Origin of the sequence: Pseudomonas sp. D1-1 (assembly GCF_051132225.1) — a bacterium.
In the GTDB taxonomy this organism is placed as follows: domain Bacteria; phylum Pseudomonadota; class Gammaproteobacteria; order Pseudomonadales; family Pseudomonadaceae; genus Aquipseudomonas.
In genome coordinates this window covers 286,810-304,779 of sequence record NZ_CP071676.1, presented here as the reverse complement: position 1 = coordinate 304,779, position 17,970 = coordinate 286,810, and the positions used below count along the sequence as shown (strand labels likewise).

The following is a 17,970-nucleotide window of genomic DNA, read 5'->3' as shown; positions in this document are numbered from 1 at the left end:
GTGATTATTCTGCGTGAATACCGCGATTGCGGGGCCCGCTATCCGATGCGCCAATTTCAGGTTGTTTTTATTGAAGACTTTTGACCATCTGACCGTCGTCGGTCTGCGCGAATGGGTGGCGCTCCCGGATCTGGGAGTCGCAGGCCTGCGGGCAAAAATCGACACCGGCGCCAGCACCTCCAGCCTGCACGCCACCGATATCGAGCCATTCGAGCGCGACGGCGAGAAGTGGGTGCGTTTCACCGCACACCTGGGGACGGTGGTGCAACTGCGCCACCGCCGCTGCGAAGCCCCGCTGGTGGCGCGCAAGACCATCAAGAGCTCCAACGGCCACGCCCAGGTCCGCTACGTGATCAGCACCACGCTGGCGCTGGGTGATCGGTTCTGGCGGGTGGAGTTCACCCTGGCCTGTCGTAAATCCATGCGGTATCGCCTGTTGTTGGGTTCCAAAGCCTTGATCGACGGCCAGCTGGTCGTCAATCCAGGCATCAAATACGTTCAAGACAAACCGGTATTTCCGGTGTCCACTACCTCTGCCACAGGTGTTGCATGAAGATCGCTGTGCTGTCGCGCAATCCGCGCCTGTATTCCACTCGTCGCCTGGTTGAAGCAGGGACGGAACGTGGCCATGAAATGGTGGTGATCGATACCCTGCGCGCCTACATGAACATCGCCAGCCACAAGCCGCAGATCCACTACCGCGGCAAACCGCTGGAAGGGTTTGATGCGGTGATCCCGCGTATCGGCGCATCGGTGACTTTTTATGGCTGCGCAGTGCTGCGCCAGTTCGAAATGATGGGAGTGTTCCCGCTCAATGAGTCTGTCGCTATCGCTCGCTCCCGGGACAAGCTGCGCTCATTGCAATTGCTCTCCCGACGCGGCATCGGCTTGCCGGTAACCGGGTTCGCCCACTCTCCCGATGACATTCCCGACCTGATCGCGATGGTCAACGGCGCGCCGCTGGTGATCAAGGTGCTTGAGGGCACCCAGGGGATCGGTGTCGTGCTGTGCGAGACCGCAACCGCGGCGGAATCGGTGATCGAGGCGTTCATGGGCCTCAAGCAGAACATCATGGTCCAGGAATACATCAAGGAAGCCGGTGGCGCGGACATTCGTTGCTTCGTGGTCGGCGATAAAGTGATCGCCTCGATGAAACGCCAGGCCAAACCCGGTGAGTTTCGCTCCAACCTGCATCGCGGCGGCAGCGCGAGCCTGATCAAAATCACCCCGGAAGAACGCATGACAGCCCTGCGCGCGGCCAAGGTCATGGGATTGGCGGTGGCCGGCGTGGATATCCTGCGCTCCAATCACGGACCGCTGGTGATGGAGGTCAATTCTTCGCCAGGCCTGGAAGGAATCGAGACCACCACCAGCAAGAACGTGGCGGGGATCATCATCGAACACCTGGAAAAAAATGGCGGGCCGAACATGACCCGGACCAAGGGCAAGGGTTGACTCAACACAAAGCCCTATGGGAGCGAGTTTGCTCGCGATGCAGTGTATCAGCCAGCGTCAACTTTGCTGACTGACCGCAATCGCGAGCAGGCTCGCTCCCACAAGTCCTCAGTTCTACATGAGGGGAATCGCTACACAGCATCCCGCGGCAGCATCAAGCCCAACGGCAACCGCACCCGAGCCTCCAGCCCGCCGCCAGCTCGATTGCGCAGTTCGACGTTGCCGCCATGCATCGAGGCGATGCGCTTGACGATGGCCAGGCCCAGCCCGGTGCCCTTCCCTCCCCGAGCCCGATCACCGCGGGTGAACGGGTTGAAAATGGCTTCCAGCTCCGCTGGGTCAATGCCGGCGCCGCGGTCCATGACGCTCAGGACGACATAAGGCGCACTGGTGTCGCCGGAAACATAGGCGGCGACTTCAACGCCCGTGCCGGCATGGTTGAGGGCGTTACCGATCAGGTTGTTCAACAGGCGCTTCATCGACACGCGACGTAGCGGAAACGGCTGGATGGGCTCCAGGCGCAAGTGGACCTTCTCTTCGTTCTGGTTGTAGGGCGCAGCCACCTCCCGTACCAGCTCGCTGAGGTCCACCTCCTCTACCGATTCGTCACGGCCGTCGCGAATGAACGCCAGGAACTGATCGAGAATCGCGTCCATGTCTTCGATATCGCGGACCATTTCGTCGGTCAGGTCGGTGTGCTCGCCCATCAGTTCCAGCGACAGCCGCAATCGCGTCAGCGGCGTGCGCAGGTCATGGGAGACGCCGGCGAGCATCAGCTCACGTTCGCGTCCGGCCTGCTCGACATCTTCGGCCATCTGGTTGAAGGCGCGGTACACCTCGGTCATCTCGCTGGGCGTATCGCTGACGGGCAACCGCACGCTGCGGCCCTGGCCCAGTTGCCGGGCTGCATAGACCAGGCGCTTGAGCGGCTGGTTGAGCTGGCTGACGAAAATCCACGCCGAAGCCGTCGACAACAGGCCGATCGCCAGGAACCAGCCCAGCACGTTCCAGATTTTCTGGCCGCGCAGCGGATGGGGGTACAGCGGAACCTTCAGCCACCCATCGCCAAGGCTCGGGGCACGCACCCACAAGGCCGGCGGCGAATGCATGCGCAGCCGCACTTCGGTATCGGCGCCCAGTTCGGCCTGCATCTGCCGCTGGTAGATCTCGCTGTATGGCCAATGCTGCTCACCTTCAGGCACACCGGCGCCGACCACCCGGATCAAAGTTGCCGCCTCGGCGATTTTGACTCGATTGGTTTCGTCCGCTGCCCAATAGGCGCGCAGAGTCAAGGCAACGCCGTGACTGTATTGGCGGTCCACCAGCACGTCTTCGTTCATCAGCAGGTAAACCAGCGTCAGCGCCTTGGAAAACAGCACGACGATCAGCACCAGCCAGAGGGTGCGGGAGAAAAAGCTCTGGGGGAACCAGACGGGGGTCTTCATGAGTAACCGCTACATACTTGCAGGAGCGAGCGATGCTCGCACAATGACGGACCGCGAGTCGCCTGGAAAGATTTTCACCCGCCAGGCTGCGCGCTCCTACAAATCGCCGATCACTTGCCGGCAGCGCCATCCGGCACGAACACGTAGCCAACGCCCCAGACCGTCTGGATATAACGCGGCTTGGAAGGATCGGGTTCGATCATCCGGCGCAAACGGGAAATCTGCACGTCGATGGAGCGCTCCAGCGCATCCCATTCGCGGCCACGGGCCAGGTTCATCAGCTTGTCCCGGGTCAGCGGCTGGCGGGCGTTCATCACCAGGGCCTTGAGCACGGCGAACTCGCCAGTGGTGAGCATATGGATCTCATCGCCGCGCTTGAGCTCGCGGGTGGCCAGCGACAGTTCATAGTCGCCGAAGGTCACGCTCTCGTCTTCGCTGCCCGGTGCGCCCGGCACCGGCGCCGACTGGCGACGCAGGACAGCCTTGACCCGGGCCATCAGCTCATCCGGGTTGAACGGCTTCGCCAGGTAATCGTCGGCGCCCAACTCCAGGCCTTTGATACGGCTCAGTTCGTCGCCCTTGGCGGTGAGCATGATGATCGGGATCTGGTTGTTGGCGCCCCGCAGGCGGCGACAGGCCGTCAAGCCGTCCTCGCCAGGCAGCATCAGGTCGAGGACCACGAGGTTGAAAACCTCACGGGCCAGCAGCCGGTCCATTTGCTCGGTGTTCGGTACGGTGCGGGCGCGATAGCCCTTGCTGACGAAAAAGCGCTCCAGCAGGCTGCTCAGCCCCGGATCGTCGTCAACAATCAGAATTTTTTCGCCTTCAGCAGTTTGTGCGGTGCTGCTCATAGGAAGCTCCTTTGATCTTGGCGCGCATTATGGCTTAGCTGCCGTTATACGCACCGAGTGCATTGTTAGCAGATTTTTCCTCTATCTTCAGTAGCTCACCCATCCATCCCGCAGGTCACGACACCCCCCGAACAGCGGAACGCTGGTTATAATGCGCGGCCTTTTGCGCCAGGGGATGCCGGATCGTTATACCGGCGCACCGTTCTCCCTGGCCAGGCAGCACTTTTTGAATTCAGCGGGTCACTGGCCGTCCCCTGCCCCCGGCAGCGACGCAAGCCAGGCCGCTCAACCAGCCTCGCCGCGCCCTCCTACTGTGGCGGCGGGCCTGATTCACAATTTGTCAGGTGGTTTTATGGACAGCATCAACAGCCGCATCGCCGAGGAACTCGGCGTACGCCCGCAACAGGTCGAAGCGGCCGTCGCGCTACTCGATGAAGGCTCCACGGTGCCTTTCATCGCCCGTTACCGGAAGGAAGTGACCGGCAGCCTCGATGACACCCAGCTGCGTCATCTGGAAGAGCGCCTGCGCTACCTGCGAGAACTCGACGAGCGGCGCATCAGCATCCTGGCGAGCATCCAGGAGCAGGGCAAGCTGACCCCGCAACTGGAACGCGACATCAAGCTGGCCGATACCAAGACCCGCCTGGAAGACTTGTACCTGCCCTACAAGCAGAAACGCCGCACCAAGGGCCAGATTGCCCTGGAAGCCGGCCTCGGCGAACTGGCCGACGGCTTGTTCAACGACCCCACGTTGGCGCCGGAAGCCGAAGCCGCGCGTTTCGTCGATGCCGAAAAAGGCGTGGCGGACAGCAAGGCTGCGCTGGAAGGCGCCAAGTACATCCTCATGGAGCGCTTCGCCGAAGACGCGAACCTGCTGGAAAAACTGCGCAACTACCTCAAGCAGGAGGCGATCCTGAGTGCTCGCGTCATCGCCGGCAAAGAAGAGGAAGGCGCCAAGTTCCGCGATTACTTCGAACACGACGAGCCCCTCAAGAGCGTACCGTCGCACCGGGCGCTGGCGATTTTCCGCGGTCGCAACGAAGGCATCCTCAGCTCATCGCTGAAAGTCGGCGAAGAATTGCCCGGCACCATGCACCCGTGCGAAGGCATGATCGGCCAGCAGTTCGGCATCCAGAACCAGAACCGCGCCGCCGACAAGTGGCTGGCCGAAGTGGTGCGCTGGACCTGGAAGGTCAAGCTCTACACCCACCTGGAAACCGACCTGCTGGGCGAACTGCGCGACAACGCCGAGACCGAGGCGATCAACGTGTTCGCCCACAACCTGCACGACCTGCTGCTGGCCGCACCGGCCGGGCCGCGTGCCACGCTGGGCCTGGACCCGGGCCTGCGCACTGGCTGCAAGGTGGCCGTGGTCGATTCCACCGGCAAGCTGCTGGACCACGCCACGGTCTACCCGCATGTGCCGCATAACAAGTGGGACCAGACCATCGCTATCCTTGCCGCCCTGTGCGCCAAGCACTCGGTCGACCTGATCGCCATCGGCAACGGCACCGCCAGCCGTGAGACCGACAAGTTGGCCGCCGAGCTGATCAAGAAATACCCGGCCATGAAAATGACCAAGGTCATGGTCTCCGAGGCCGGCGCTTCGGTTTATTCGGCGTCGGAACTGGCCTCGAAGGAATTCCCGGACCTGGACGTGTCGATCCGTGGCGCGGTGTCCATCGCCCGTCGCCTGCAGGACCCACTGGCGGAACTGGTGAAGATCGACCCGAAATCCATCGGTGTCGGCCAGTACCAGCATGACGTGTCGCAATTGAAGCTGGCCCGTGGCCTGGACGCCGTGGTGGAGGATTGCGTGAACGCCGTGGGCGTGGACGTAAACACCGCTTCGGTAGCATTGCTGGCGCGCATCTCCGGCCTGAACGCCACGCTGGCGCAGAACATCGTCACCCACCGCGACGAACACGGCGCGTTCAAGACCCGCGCCGCGTTGAAAAAAGTCCCGCGCCTGGGTGAAAAAACCTTCGAACAGGCCGCCGGCTTCCTGCGCGTCATGAATGGTGACAACCCGCTCGACTCCTCGGCAGTTCACCCGGAAGCCTATCCACTGGTGCAACGCATCGCCGCCCAGACCGACCGCGACATTCGCTCGCTGATCGGCGACGCGGCGTTTCTCAAGCGCCTGGACCCGAAGAAATTCACTGACGAAACCTTCGGCCTGCCCACCGTGACTGACATCCTCCAAGAGCTGGAGAAACCGGGCCGCGACCCACGTCCGGAATTCAAGACCGCTGAATTCCAGGAAGGCGTCGAAGACCTCAAGGACCTGCAACCGGGCATGATCCTCGAAGGCGTGGTGACCAACGTCACCAACTTCGGCGCGTTCGTCGACATCGGCGTGCACCAGGACGGCCTGGTGCATATTTCGGCCTTGTCGGAGAAATTCATCAAGGACCCGCGCGAAGCCGTGAAGGCCGGTGATGTGGTGAAAGTAAAGGTCATGGAAGTCGACATCCCGCGTAAACGCGTGGGCCTGTCGATGCGCATGAGCGACACGCCGGGCGAGAAAATCGACGGCGCCCGCGGTGCCCGTCCAGGCGCCGCGCCACGCCAGTCGCAGAACACCGCGCCGCGCAAGGAAACTGCCACCGCGGCCCCGGCGAATAACGCCATGGCCTCGCTGTTCGCCAACGCCAAGCAGCTGAAGAAACGCTGATGGAGGCGCCGGCCGGGTTGGTGGAGAGCGCGTTTTTCAAGCTGCTCGGCTGCCGTCTGCAGAGCCTCGGGGACGGGGTGGCGCAAGTCGCCCTGGGTCTGGAGCCGGCGTTGCGCAACCGCGGTGGCAAGCTGCACGGCGGGGCGCTGTTCAGCCTGGTGGACATTGCCATGGGGCTGGCCTGCTCCAGCGTCCATGGCTTCGACCAGCAGAGCGCAACCATCGAGTGCAAGATCAACTACATTCGCGCCGTGTCCGACGGCGAAGTGCTGTGCACCGCCCGGGTCATCCACCCGGGCCGGCGCACGCTGGTGGTCGAGGCCGAGGTGATGCAGGGCGACAAGCTGGTCGCAAAAGCGCAAGGCACGTTCGCTGTCCTATAGCTCGCTGTCATCGATTTGAGTTAATTTCACTTCCACGAATGCGCTGTCGAAATCCCATTTGTGGGAGCGAGCTTGCTCGCGATAGCGGTGGACCAGTCAATACAAGGTGGACTGACATGCCGCCATCGCGAGCAGGCTCGCTCCCACAGGGGCTGCGACGATCTGTCTTTGGCAGCACAAAAACCAGGCGAAAACGCCAGTTTCAACTTCACCCTTGTAGACCGTCTTGCCCACCCCCATATTGGGGCGACTGACGCGTGAAGGAATTCAACTTGAGCGACCTTTTAAACCGCCGCCTGGCCCTGCTCGGCGAGCGCGCCAACCTCTCCCTGCTCGAGCAGTGCCTGCACGGTATCGAACGTGAATGCCTGCGCGTCACGGGCGACGGGCGCCTGGCGCAGACCCCGCATCCCGAATCCCTGGGCTCGGCGCTGACCAACGAACAGATCACTACTGACTATTCCGAGTCGCTGCTTGAGTTCATCACCCCGGCCCTGGCCAACCCGGCCGACACCCTGCACAGCCTCGACAGGATCCACCGGTTTGTCTACAGCAAGCTCGGCGACGAGTACCTGTGGAGCCCTTCGATGCCGTGTCCGCTGCCGGCCGAGGAAGACATACCGATCGCCTACTACGGCACCTCGAATATCGGTCGACTCAAGTATGTCTACCGCAAGGGCCTGGCCCTGCGCTACGGCAAGACCATGCAATGCATCGCCGGGATCCACTACAACTTTTCCCTCCCGGAAAAGCTCTGGCCCCTGCTGCGCCAGGACGAAGCCAGCGACGTGAGCGACCGCGACTTCCAGTCCTCGGCCTACATCGCGCTGATCCGTAATTTCCGCCGCTACAGCTGGTTGCTGATGTACCTGTTCGGCGCCTCGCCGGCCCTGGATGTCGGTTTCCTGCGCGGCCGTCCGCACCAGTTGGAACAACTGGACCCGGACACCTTGTACCTGCCCTACGCCACCAGCCTGCGCATGAGCGACCTGGGTTACCAGAGCAACGCCCAAGCCGGCCTGACACCTTGCTATAACGACCTGGCGAGCTACACCGACAGCCTGCGCAAAGCCGTCGCAACGCCCTATGCGCCTTATGTCGAAGTCGGTACTCACCAGAACGGCGAATGGGTGCAGCTCAATACCAACATTCTGCAGATCGAAAACGAGTACTACTCCAACATCCGCCCCAAGCGCGTGACCTACACCGGCGAGCGGCCGATCCAGGCGCTGATGGCCCGAGGGATCCAGTACGTCGAAGTGCGCTGCCTGGACATCAACCCGTTCCTGCCGATGGGCATCGACCTGACCGAGTCGCGCTTCCTCGATGCGTTCCTGCTGTACTGCGGCCTCAACGACAGCCCGCAACTGGAAAACAACGAGTGCAGCAACGCCACGAGCAACTTCCTGACCGTGGTCAAGGAAGGCCGCAAGCCTGGCCTGCAATTGCAGCGCCAGGGTCAATCGGTGGACATGCAAACCTGGGCCATGGAATTGCTGGAAAAGATTGCTCCGCTGGCCGCCCTGCTTGACCAGAGCCAAGGCGGTGATGCCCATCGCCAGGCTCTCGACGCGCAACAGGCAAAAGTCCGCGACCCGTCGCTGACGCCGTCCGCCAAGGTCTTGGCCGCCATGGCCGAGCACCAGGAAAGCTTCGCCCAGTTCTCCCTGCGCCAGAGCAAGGCCCACGCCAAGTTCTTCCGCGCCGAACCGTTGTCGACCGAAGAGCAAGTCGCGTTCGAAGAAACCGCTCGCCAGTCCTTGGTCCAGCAAACCGAGCTGGAGCGGAACGAGGTGGGGGATTTCGACGTGTTCGTGGGTTCGTATCAGGCGAGCATTCTGGCGATCAGTAACTGAATCGCCAATGTGGCGAGGGGATTTATCCCCGCTGGACTGCGGAGCAGTCCCCAGAGGCTACGCTGGTTCGCCACAGCTTGCAGCCGAAATCCTTGGGGTCGCTTCGCGACCCAACGGGGATGAATCCCCTCGCCACAAGAGTCCTAAGCCATTCTCAGCAGATTTTTTCGAAAATAAGCTAATTCGAAAAAGTTATTTATTTACTCATTCTTAGATCATTTAGTCTCCTCCAACGCCGACTCTCCGGCGGCCTGTTGAGGAGCTTCCCCATGTCTTTGCGTTTCCCCCTTCGCCTTCTCGCGGCCGCCTCCCTGGCCGCGGCGAGCCTTTTCGCCCAGGCGGCCGACCTGACCGTGGCCTATCAGACCACCGTCGACCCGGCCAAAGTCGCCCAGGCCGACGGAGCTTATGAGAAAGCCACCCAGGCCAAGATCAACTGGCGAAAATTCGACAACGGTGCCGATATCATCGCCGCCATCGCTTCGGGCGATGTGCAGATCGGCTACCTGGGTTCCAGCCCGCTGACCGCCGCCATCACCCGCAAGGTTCCGGTGGAAACCTTCCTCATCGCCACCCAGATCGGCGCCGCCGAAGCCTTGGTCGCCCGTGATGGCTCCGGCATCAAGACCCCGCAGGACCTGATCGGCAAGAAAATCGCCGTGCCGTTTGTTTCCACCGGTCATTACAGCCTGCTCGCCGCGCTGAAACACTGGAACATCGACCCGTCGAAAGTCACCGTGCTCAACCTCGCGCCACCGGCCATCATCGCCGCCTGGAAGCGCGGCGACATCGACGCCACCTACGTCTGGGACCCGGCCCTGGGCGTTGCCAAGGAAAACGGCAAGGTGCTGATCACCTCCGCCGAACTGGCCCAGTTCGGCGCGCCAACCTTCGACGCCTGGATCGTGCGCAAGGATTTTGCCCAGAAGCATCCCGAGATCGTCACGGCTTTCGCCAAGGTCACCCTGGACGCCTACGCCCAGTACCGCAAGGACCCGCAAGCCTGGCTGGCCGACGCATCGAACATCGACAAGCTGGTGAAACTCTCCGGCGCCAAGGCCAGCGACATTCCATTGCTGTTGCAAGGCAACGTATTCCCGTTGGTCGCCGACCAGGTGGTCAGCCTCGGTGCCCCAACCACCCAGGCCATCACCAACACCGCCGCGTTCCTCAAGGAGCAAGGCAAGGTTGAAGCCGTGCTGCCGGACTACGCGCCATACGTCAGCGCCAAATACATCACCCGCTGATCAAACAGGAGACGTCGAGATGGCCTTGCTACAGCTGGAGCGCATCAGCGCACAGTACCCCGGCGCAACGAAACCGGTACTGGCGGATATTTCGTTGACCTTGGGCCCGCAGCAGTTGCTGGTTGCCCTCGGCCCCTCCGGCAGCGGCAAGACTTCGCTGCTCAACCTGATTGCCGGGTTTGTGGAACCCAGCGCCGGACAGATCACCCTGGACGGCATTCCCGTCAAGGGCCCGGGTGCCGAGCGCGGCGTAGTGTTCCAGGACGATGCGCTGTTGCCCTGGCAAGACGTGTTGGCAAACGTCGGGTTCGGCCTGGAACTGGCGGGAGTTGCCAGGGAGAAGCGCGAGGCTCGCGCTCGGGAAATGCTCGCCCTGGTGGACCTGGCCGGTTTCGAAAAGCGCCGTGTCTGGCAGCTGTCGGGCGGTCAGAAGCAACGCGTCGGGCTGGCCCGCGCGCTGGCGGCCGATCCACGGGTATTGCTGATGGACGAACCTTTCGGCGCCCTGGACGCGTTCACCCGTGAACAGATGCAGGAACTGCTGCTGCAAGTCTGGCAACGTACCGCCAAACCGGTGTTCCTGATTACCCATGACATTGAAGAGGCGGTATTCCTTGCCACCGACCTGATCCTGCTGGCCCCCGATCCGGGCCAGATCGTCGAGCGCCTGAGCCTGGATTTCGGGCGTCGCTACGGCGCGGGGGAAGCGGCGCGGTCGATCAAGTCCGACCCGCGCTTCATCGAAACCCGCGAGCATGTGCTGGCGAAAGTGTTCTCCCAACGCAGCGCCACTCGGCAACAGGAGCGCGCATGAGCAGCTATGAAATTCCAGCCGTGGCCAACGACGCCGTGGCCGCCCGCCCGCCAGTCCTCGCGCGCCGTACCCTGAGCACGCGATGGATCAGCGGCCTGACGCTGGTGGCGCTGCTGTTGCTCTGGTGGGCCGTTACCGCCAGCGGCCTGATCGAACCGCTCTTCCTGCCGCCGCCCTCCGCCGTGCTGCAAAAAGGCTGGCTGCTGGCTACCAGCGGCTACATGGATTCCACGCTCTGGCAGCACCTCGGCGCAAGCCTCGGGCGGATTGGCCTGGGCCTGCTGTTCGCGGTGTTGACGGCGGTGCCGGTGGGTATCGCCATCGGTGCCAACCGTATTGCCCGCGGCGTACTCGATCCGCTGATCGAGTTCTACCGACCGATTCCACCCCTGGCTTACCTGCCGCTGATCGTGATCTGGTGCGGCATCGGTGAGCTGTCGAAAGTCCTGCTGATCTACCTGGCGATTTTCGCCCCGATCGCCATCTCCACTGCAACCGGGGTGCGCACCGTCGACCCGGCGAAACTGCGCGCTGCCCAATCGCTTGGGGCCACGCGGGCGCAACTGATTCGCCATGTGATCGTACCCAGCGCCCTGCCCGACATCCTCACCGGTATCCGCATCGGCCTGGGCGTGGGCTGGTCGACGCTGGTCGCCGCCGAACTGATCGCGGCCACCAGCGGCCTGGGGTTCATGGTGCAGTCGGCAGCGCAGTTCCTGGTCACCGATGTCGTGGTGCTGGGAATCCTGGTGATTGCGCTGATCGCCTTCGCCATGGAAATGGGCCTGCGCGCCCTGCAACGCAAACTGGTGCCGTGGCACGGCCAGGCCCACTGAACCTTTATTGACCACGCCGACCATTCGGCGCCGATCCGAGAGAACGACGATGAGCCGTCCGACCGTTACCCCTCTGAGCGTTGCCCTCGGCGCGCAGATCAGCGGGATCGATATCAGCCAGCCACTGGCCCCGGAAGACCGTGACACCATCGAGCAGGCACTGCTCGAATATCAGGTGCTGTTCTTCCGCGACCAGCCGATCGAACCCGCACAACAGGCCCGTTTCGCCGCGTACTTTGGCGACCTGCACATTCACCCGATCTACCCCAACGTGCCGGAGCAGCCCGAAGTGCTGGTGCTCGACACCGCCGTCACCGATGTGCGCGACAACGCGGTGTGGCACACCGACGTGACCTTCCTGCCGACCCCGGCCATGGGCGCGGTACTCAGCGCCAAGCTGCTGCCGGCATTCGGCGGCGATACGTTGTGGGCCAGCGGCATCGCGGCCTACGAAGCCTTGTCGGCACCGTTGAAAAGCCTGTTGGAGGGCCTGACGGCGACCCACGACTTTACCCGTTCGTTCCCGCTGGAACGTTTTGGCAACACGGCGGAAGATCGGCTACGTTGGGAAGAAGCACGGCGCAAGAATCCACCGCTGTCGCATCCGGTGATTCGCACTCATCCGGTGAGCGGCCGCCGCGCACTGTTCGTCAACGAAGGCTTCACTACGCGCATCAACGAGCTGTCGGAAACCGAAAGCGAGGCGATCCTGAAACTGCTGTTTGCCCACGCGACGCGTCCGGAGTTCACCGTGCGCTGGCGCTGGCAGGCCAACGACGTGGCATTCTGGGATAACCGCGTGACCCAGCATTTCGCCGTGGACGACTACCGCCCCAACCGGCGGGTGATGCACCGGGCGACGGTGTTGGGGGATGTGCCGTTCTTCAGGTGAGGCGCTGAAATCCGAATCGCTTTTGTGGCGAGGGGATTTATCCCCGCTGGGCTGCGCAGCAGCCCAAAAAAAGTCAACTGAATCGACCTGATGTACCGCATAGTCAGGTTCGGGGCTGCTTCGCAGCCCAACGGGGATAAATCCCCTCGCCACAGATATCTCCAGCCACAAGGCTTGTGTTTGCCGTGCTCGCTGCGTTACTCAGCCGTCGAAGGCTTCTCCCACAGGTTGATCCCGCCCTCTTGGGCAAACCGGTCGATCTCGGCCAGTTCTTCGGCGCTGAACTCGAGATTTTGCAGCGCCCCGATGTTCTCGACGATCTGCTCCGGTCGGCTGGCGCCGATCAGGGCCGAGGTGACCCGCGGATCGCGCAATGTCCAGGCCAGGGCCATTTGCGCCAGGCTCTGGCCGCGACGCTGGGCGATCTCGTTGAGGGCGCGTACGTGGGCGATGTTTTCATCTGACAGATGCGAGGCCTGCAACGAACCGCCGCCCGGGCGATTGACCCGCGCATCGGCGGGAATGCCCTTGAGGTATTTGTCGGTCAGCAGGCCCTGCGCCAGCGGCGTGAAGGCGATCACGCCGGTGCCCAGTTCCTCGGTGGCGTCCAGCAAGTCCTTCTCGACCCAACGGTTGAGCAGGTTGTAGGCCGGCTGATGGATCAACAGCGGCACTTTCCATTCCTGAAGCAGCGCCGCCATTTCCCGGGTCTTCACGCCCGAATAGGAAGAAATGCCAATGTACAGGGCCTTGCCCTGCTGCACGGCGGTGGCCAGGGCGCTGGCGGTTTCTTCCAGTGGCGTGTCGGGATCGAAACGGTGGGAGTAGAAGATGTCCACGTAATCCAGACCGAGGCGCTGAAGGCTCTGGTCAAGGCTGGCCAGCACGTATTTGCGCGAACCGCCGCCCTGGCCATAAGGGCCTGGCCACATGTCCCAGCCGGCCTTGCTGGAGATGATCAGTTCATCACGGTATTGCTGGAAATCTTCCCGCAGCAACCGGCCGAAATTGATTTCGGCACTGCCGTAGGGCGGGCCGTAGTTGTTGGCCAGGTCGAAGTGGTTGATACCCAGGTCGAATGCCGTGCGCAACAAGGCCCGCTGAGTGTCGATCGGCGTGCTGTCGCCGAAGTTGTGCCACAAGCCGAGTGACAGGGCCGGCAGTACCAGCCCGCTGCGCCCAACGCGGCGGTAAGGGATGGATTCGTAGCGGTTTTGCGCAGCGGTGTAGGTCATCGAAAAAGCTCTCTGTTCGGACGGCTGGTGGCAGAAGCTAACATTTCACAGACGCACCAGTCAGGTCGAAAGTTCGCAAAACCCTGTGGGAGCGGGCTTGCTCGCGAAAGCGGTGGGTCAGTAGGCAGCGATATTGGATGTATTGCCGCCTTCGCGAGCAGGCTCCCTCCCACAAGGGAAACGCTAATAATATAAGGGTCAGCTAGCGCGCCTGCGCAAACACCTCCGCCACCCAATCCACAAACACCCGTACTCGTGGTGACATGTGTCGGTTGTGTGGATAAACCACCGACACCGGCATGGACGGCGGAGGTGTCGCGACGAGCACTTCGCGGATCAGGCCTTGGCGGATCGGCTCCTCCATTCGGTAATACGGGCATTGGATCAGGCCCATGCCGGCGATCGCCGACGCCGCATAGATTTCTGCCCCGGACACCGACAACGTGCCCCCGATCGAAACCTCCTTGAGTTCGCCGTCGACCATGAATTCGAATGGATAAAGCTTGGCGGTGGTGCGCGAGACGTAGTTCACCGCCTTGTGCTGCTTGAGATCCTCCAGGCTTTTCGGTTCACCGTACTGGCGCAGGTAAGCCGGGCTGGCACAGGTGATCTGGCGAAGATTGGCGACACGCCGGCCAATCAACGACGAATCCGCCAACGTACCGGAGCGCACGACGCAATCGACGCCCTCGGCGATCAAGTCGACGAAGCGGTCCGCTTCACTGATGAACAATTCGATATCCGGGTAGCGGGCCATGAATTGCGGCAACGCGGGGATCACGAAATACCGCGCCTGGGTTCCATGCAGGTCTACCCTCAACTTGCCTTTGGGCGCCACGCCGCGAAACGCCAGCTCGGCTTCTTCAAGTTCCGCCAGCAATTGCACGCAACGTGGGTAGTAGGCCTCGCCATCGAGGGTCGGACGCACCCTGCGTGTGCTGCGCTCCAGCAGACGGACACCCAGCCAGGCTTCGAATTGATTGAGCGTGTGGGTCAGCGTGGCCCGGGGCATGTTCAGGTCTTCGGCAGCCAGGGTGAAGCTGCTGCGCTCGTAGATACGGACAAACACCTTCATCGCCTTGACCTGATCCATCTGAAGCCCTGATTGTTGAGGAATGTTGAACAGTCAAGGCAACTCTCCTGCATTTATCGCTGCGCGTAAACATGTGAATCTGGCTTCAACCCATCACGACATCTCAAGGAGATCCTTGCCATGACTGCTCAAAACGCCAAAGTCGCCATCGTCACCGGTGCCTCCCGTGGGATCGGCGCGCAGATAGCCAGGCAATTGGCGAGCGACGGGTTTGCCGTCGCCATCAACTTCGCCAGCAGCGCCACCGAGGCCTCGCAGTTGGCGGTACAGTTGCGTCAGGCCGGGCACCCGGCCATAGCGGTGAAGGCCGACGTGTCGGTTGCCGCCGACGTCAGCCGGATGTTCGATGAAGTCGAAGCGCAACTGGGTAGGGTCGATGTGTTGATCAACAACGCCGGCATCCTCCAGGTGATGCCGTTGGCGCAGCACAGCGACGAGCTGTTCGATCGCACGTTCGCCATCAACACCCGTGGCACCTTCAACACCTTGCGCGAGGCCGCGACCCGGCTGAACGATGGCGGCCGCATCGTGAATTTTTCCAGCAGTACCGTGGGCATGAACCTGCCGGGCTACTCGGTGTACATCGCCAGCAAGGCCGCGGTGGAATCCCTGACCCAAGTATTTGCCAAGGAACTGCGCGGTCGCCAGATCACCGTCAACGCCGTGGCCCCGGGGCCGGTCGCCACCGAGCTGTTCATGCAGGGCAAAAGCGAAGAGCAGGTTCAGCACTATGCCAGGATGCCGCCCTTGGAACGCCTCGGCCAGCCGGAAGACATCGCCAGCATCGTGTCATTCCTGGTAAGCCCGGCCGCTGGTTGGGTGAACGGCCAGATCCTGCGGGCTAACGGAGGGCTGGTCTGAGGCTTGGCTTTGCGCAGCCACTGAAACCGCCATCGCGAGCAAGCTCGCTCCCACAAAGGTTATCCCATTACCCTGTGGGAGCGAGCTTGCTCGCGATGGCGTCGGTGCGATGCCCAATTATTTTTTCAGCGCACCAGATGCAGAAACTGCATGTGCCGCTCGTACTGGTCGAGGATGTCGTTGATGACCTGCTCCTTGGAATACCCCACCAGGTCGTAGTCCTGGCTGCCCTCGCTCAGGTGTACTTCGGCGCGGTAGTAGCGACGATTGTTGATCTGTTTGGAGCCCATGCCACCCCGGGCGAAGGACGGCGTGAAGTAACCCCGCATCTGCACCTGGTAGATGAACGGATGCTGTTCGCCGTGGCCGATTTCCAGGCTGACGCTGTCGTTGGCCGGGTCTGGCTGGGTCACCACCGTCAGGCCCTTTTCGGCGAATACCGCCTTCACCTCCTCGATGGCCGGGCGCACCGTGGTATCGAGGAAGCGATACACCTCGTCGCGGGAAGGAAAATGCACCGCCTGGCTCAAGCGCTGACGCCAACCGCCAGTGCCCCGCCGGGAGCCCGACACCGGCGCGAGGGAATGCAACTGCGCGATCTGCTTCTGCGACTCAAGGTAGAACGCCTTGTGCAGGCCCCACATCATCAGCAGCAGAATCAGCGAGAACGGCAAGGACGTCAGCACCACCGCCGACTTCAAGGCATCGATGCTGCCGGAGAACAGCAAGGCACTGGTCACCAGGGCAGTCATCGCGCCCCAGAACACCCGCAGCCATTTCGGCCCGTCCTCATCGGGGCTGCCGCCCTTGGCCGATAATGTCGACAGCACCACGGTGCCGGAGTCGGCGGACGTGACAAAAAACACGAAGCTGATGAACACCGTGACCGCAATTACCGTCTTGCTCCACGGGTAGGTTTCCAGCAGCAGGTAAAGGCTCATCGACGGGTTGTCCAGGGCCGACATGCCCAGGGCGCTCATGCCATGGTTCAGGACCTGATCGATGGCGCTGTTACCGAAAATCGACATCCACGCCAGGGTGAAACCCAAGGGGATCAGCAGCACGCCGAACACGAATTCACGGATCGTCCGGCCACGGGATATCCGTGCGATAAACAGCCCCACGAACGGTGACCACGCGATCCACCATGCCCAATAGAACACTGTCCAACCGCCCAGCCAGTCGCTGGGCTCGTTGTAGGCATACAGGTCGAAACTCTTCATCGGCAGGGCGCCGAGGTAATCGCCGAGATTCTGGATAAGCGTATTGAGCAGATGCTGGGTCGGTCCGGCGAACAGCACAAACAGCAACAGCGCGCAGGCCAGCAGCATGTTGATATCGGACATGACGCGCACGCCCTTGTCGACGCCAGCCACGGCAACAATGATTGCCGCGCCCATCATCAGCACGATCAGCCCGACCTGGATCCACTGGGTGTGAGCGATGCCGAAGAGGTAATCCAGACCGGAATTGAGGTGCAGCACGCCAAAGCCCATATCCGCGCCAAGGCCGAACACGGTCGCGATGATGCCGAAACCGTCCACCGCATAACCGATCGGGCCATTGATGCGCTTGCCGACCAGCGGGTACAACGCCGACCGCAAGGCCAGCGGCAGGTTATGCCGGTAGGCGAAGTACGCCAGGGCCATGCCAACGAAAGCGAACACACCCCAGCCGTGCAAACCCCAGTGCAGGAATAGGATCTGCATCGCCTGGCGCGCCGCATCGGCGGTGCCGGCTTCGCCTTGGGGCGGCTGGACCAGATGGGTCAGGGGCTCGGAAACGCAGAAGAAAAACAGGGTGATGCTGATCCCGGCGGCAAACAACATGCCGGCCCAGGACAGGTAGCTGAACTCGGGCTCGTCGTGGTCGGCACCGAGCTTGATCTTGCCGTAGCCGGACAAGGCGGTGACCACCACGAAGACCAGATACAGGGTCATCGCCAGCATGTAATACCAGCCGACCGTATTGGCCGCCCAGTTCTGCGCGGCCAGCAACCAGGCGCCGGCCTGCTCCGGCACGGCAATGACGACCAGGCCGAACAGCAGGATGAAGGTCGCGGCGAAATAAAACACCGGCGGATTCATGCGGACCAGGCCGCTGGATGGGAGGGACGAAGTACTCATCGACGGAGCACCTCGCAAAGCGAAATCATGACGTGCGCAAACGGACTCGGCAAAGGCAAGCCTCCTGTTGTGAGCGGGCAGCAAACCAATGGTTTAACTTGAATGAACGTTCAAGTTAAACATGAATAGGCTGCCAAGGACTAATCGCAGGGCTCAATGGCACGTTTCCTACACTAGCCCATGGGTGGGTATGACGTTG

The 17,970-nt window shown here is 62.1% G+C and carries 15 protein-coding genes; 10 read left to right on the top strand and 5 right to left on the bottom strand.

Going from position 1 to position 17,970, the window contains the following annotated elements; translation table 11 throughout:
* Positions 1–130: 130 nt before the first annotated feature.
* Positions 131–553, top strand: a complete 423-nt coding sequence (locus J3P86_RS01260) for an ATP-dependent zinc protease family protein (protein ID WP_305501394.1) — start codon at positions 131–133, stop codon at positions 551–553.
* A complete protein-coding gene (rimK, locus tag J3P86_RS01255) occupies positions 550–1,455 on the top strand; it encodes a 30S ribosomal protein S6--L-glutamate ligase (RefSeq protein ID WP_003196697.1) in 906 nt (301 codons plus the stop codon). The genes J3P86_RS01260 and rimK overlap by 4 nt, the downstream gene beginning before the upstream one ends.
* A 131-nt stretch (positions 1,456–1,586) precedes the next feature.
* Here the strand turns inward: rimK and J3P86_RS01250 are convergent, their stop codons facing one another.
* Both J3P86_RS01250 and ompR read right to left on the bottom strand, forming a co-directional pair.
* Positions 1,587–2,900, bottom strand: a complete 1,314-nt coding sequence (locus J3P86_RS01250) for an ATP-binding protein (protein WP_434570347.1) — start codon at positions 2,898–2,900, stop codon at positions 1,587–1,589.
* 110 nt (positions 2,901–3,010) lie between these two features.
* Positions 3,011–3,751 carry an osmolarity response regulator transcription factor OmpR gene (gene ompR, locus J3P86_RS01245; RefSeq protein WP_039592639.1) on the bottom strand — a complete coding sequence of 247 codons (741 nt, stop codon included), beginning with the start codon at positions 3,749–3,751 and terminating at the stop codon, positions 3,011–3,013.
* 352 nt (positions 3,752–4,103) lie between these two features.
* Between ompR and J3P86_RS01240 the strand changes: the two genes are divergently transcribed.
* From J3P86_RS01240 to tauD, 7 genes are all read left to right on the top strand, one after another.
* Positions 4,104–6,428, top strand: a complete 2,325-nt coding sequence (locus J3P86_RS01240; protein WP_434626563.1) for a Tex family protein — start codon at positions 4,104–4,106, stop codon at positions 6,426–6,428.
* Positions 6,428–6,811, top strand: a complete 384-nt coding sequence (locus J3P86_RS01235) for a PaaI family thioesterase (protein ID WP_434654137.1) — start codon at positions 6,428–6,430, stop codon at positions 6,809–6,811. The genes J3P86_RS01240 and J3P86_RS01235 overlap by 1 nt, the downstream gene beginning before the upstream one ends.
* A gap of 272 nt (positions 6,812–7,083) precedes the next feature.
* A complete protein-coding gene (gene gshA, locus J3P86_RS01230) occupies positions 7,084–8,667 on the top strand; it encodes a glutamate--cysteine ligase (RefSeq protein ID WP_434626564.1) in 1,584 nt (527 codons plus the stop codon).
* Positions 8,668–8,936: 269 nt separating this feature from the next.
* Positions 8,937–9,914 (top strand): taurine ABC transporter substrate-binding protein, encoded by a 978-nt coding sequence (gene tauA, locus J3P86_RS01225; RefSeq protein WP_434699268.1) that lies wholly within the window; start codon positions 8,937–8,939, stop codon positions 9,912–9,914.
* Between the two features lie 19 nt (positions 9,915–9,933).
* Entirely contained in the window at positions 9,934–10,728 is a 795-nt protein-coding gene (gene tauB, locus J3P86_RS01220) for a taurine ABC transporter ATP-binding subunit (protein WP_434626566.1), read from the top strand.
* Positions 10,725–11,564 carry a taurine ABC transporter permease TauC gene (tauC, locus tag J3P86_RS01215; protein ID WP_434626567.1) on the top strand — a complete coding sequence of 280 codons (840 nt, stop codon included), beginning with the start codon at positions 10,725–10,727 and terminating at the stop codon, positions 11,562–11,564. The genes tauB and tauC overlap by 4 nt, the downstream gene beginning before the upstream one ends.
* Positions 11,565–11,613: 49 nt before the next feature.
* The gene (tauD, locus tag J3P86_RS01210; RefSeq protein WP_434673291.1) at positions 11,614–12,456 is read left to right on the top strand and encodes a taurine dioxygenase; all 843 of its coding nucleotides are present in this window, start codon (positions 11,614–11,616) and stop codon (positions 12,454–12,456) included.
* Positions 12,457–12,653: 197 nt separating this feature from the next.
* Here tauD and mgrA read toward each other — a convergent pair whose 3' ends face one another.
* Both mgrA and J3P86_RS01200 read right to left on the bottom strand, forming a co-directional pair.
* Positions 12,654–13,691 carry an L-glyceraldehyde 3-phosphate reductase gene (gene mgrA / locus J3P86_RS01205; protein ID WP_434699267.1) on the bottom strand — a complete coding sequence of 346 codons (1,038 nt, stop codon included), beginning with the start codon at positions 13,689–13,691 and terminating at the stop codon, positions 12,654–12,656.
* Between the two features lie 202 nt (positions 13,692–13,893).
* Complete coding sequence (locus tag J3P86_RS01200) at positions 13,894–14,784, bottom strand: LysR family transcriptional regulator (RefSeq protein ID WP_434699266.1); 891 nt, start codon at positions 14,782–14,784, stop codon at positions 13,894–13,896.
* Positions 14,785–14,904: 120 nt separating this feature from the next.
* Between J3P86_RS01200 and J3P86_RS01195 the strand changes: the two genes are divergently transcribed.
* Positions 14,905–15,645, top strand: a complete 741-nt coding sequence (locus tag J3P86_RS01195; RefSeq protein ID WP_434602495.1) for an SDR family oxidoreductase — start codon at positions 14,905–14,907, stop codon at positions 15,643–15,645.
* Between the two features lie 125 nt (positions 15,646–15,770).
* Here the strand turns inward: J3P86_RS01195 and betT are convergent, their stop codons facing one another.
* Positions 15,771–17,732: a choline transporter BetT gene (gene betT / locus J3P86_RS01190; protein ID WP_434700590.1), complete on the bottom strand. Its 1,962-nt coding sequence runs from the start codon at positions 17,730–17,732 to the stop codon at positions 15,771–15,773.
* Positions 17,733–17,970 lie beyond the last annotated feature (238 nt).

What these genes read in the sequence shown, in the direction of transcription:
- tauD (WP_434673291.1), top strand. Translation starts at nt 11,614, where the DNA reads ATGAGCCGTCCGACCGTTACCCCTCTGAGCGTTGCCCTCGGCGCGCAG.
- betT (WP_434700590.1), bottom strand. Translation starts at nt 17,732, where the DNA reads ATGAATCCGCCGGTGTTTTATTTCGCCGCGACCTTCATCCTGCTGTTC.
- tauC (WP_434626567.1), top strand. Translation starts at nt 10,725, where the DNA reads ATGAGCAGCTATGAAATTCCAGCCGTGGCCAACGACGCCGTGGCCGCC.
- J3P86_RS01235 (WP_434654137.1), top strand. Translation starts at nt 6,428, where the DNA reads ATGGAGGCGCCGGCCGGGTTGGTGGAGAGCGCGTTTTTCAAGCTGCTC.
- tauA (WP_434699268.1), top strand. Translation starts at nt 8,937, where the DNA reads ATGTCTTTGCGTTTCCCCCTTCGCCTTCTCGCGGCCGCCTCCCTGGCC.
- J3P86_RS01195 (WP_434602495.1), top strand. Translation starts at nt 14,905, where the DNA reads ATGACTGCTCAAAACGCCAAAGTCGCCATCGTCACCGGTGCCTCCCGT.
- ompR (WP_039592639.1), bottom strand. Translation starts at nt 3,751, where the DNA reads ATGAGCAGCACCGCACAAACTGCTGAAGGCGAAAAAATTCTGATTGTT.
- rimK (WP_003196697.1), top strand. Translation starts at nt 550, where the DNA reads ATGAAGATCGCTGTGCTGTCGCGCAATCCGCGCCTGTATTCCACTCGT.
- mgrA (WP_434699267.1), bottom strand. Translation starts at nt 13,691, where the DNA reads ATGACCTACACCGCTGCGCAAAACCGCTACGAATCCATCCCTTACCGC.
- tauB (WP_434626566.1), top strand. Translation starts at nt 9,934, where the DNA reads ATGGCCTTGCTACAGCTGGAGCGCATCAGCGCACAGTACCCCGGCGCA.
- J3P86_RS01250 (WP_434570347.1), bottom strand. Translation starts at nt 2,900, where the DNA reads ATGAAGACCCCCGTCTGGTTCCCCCAGAGCTTTTTCTCCCGCACCCTC.
- J3P86_RS01240 (WP_434626563.1), top strand. Translation starts at nt 4,104, where the DNA reads ATGGACAGCATCAACAGCCGCATCGCCGAGGAACTCGGCGTACGCCCG.
- J3P86_RS01200 (WP_434699266.1), bottom strand. Translation starts at nt 14,784, where the DNA reads ATGGATCAGGTCAAGGCGATGAAGGTGTTTGTCCGTATCTACGAGCGC.